The 215-nt window shown below is 52.1% G+C and carries 1 protein-coding gene; it reads right to left on the bottom strand.

From position 1 onward, the window contains the following. The coding region (locus MO867_RS23350; RefSeq protein WP_252473552.1) for a tripartite tricarboxylate transporter permease at positions 1-215 on the bottom strand (215 nt) is incomplete at both ends.

Below are 215 nucleotides of genomic sequence, written 5' to 3'. Positions count from 1 at the left end.
ACAATAGGGCGATCGAACAACATCGAGAGATCACCATTACTCTTGATCATCGATCGCATGAAATTGCTCTCAACCACAGGCCCAAGGATGACCGCGAGTATCATCGGGCCGATCGGAAAGCCATTCTCCGTCATGACATATGCCAGCAATCCCAGCACGAGCATCAAGCCCACGTCGAGCAAGCTGTTATTAGCGGCATAGGCGCCGACAATGCA

The sequence above is a fragment of the Microbulbifer okhotskensis genome (assembly GCF_023895975.1).
Classification (GTDB): Bacteria; Pseudomonadota; Gammaproteobacteria; order Pseudomonadales; family Cellvibrionaceae; genus Microbulbifer; species Microbulbifer okhotskensis.
Note: the sequence above shows the minus strand (reverse complement) of the source record. Positions and strands in the feature narration are given on the sequence as shown.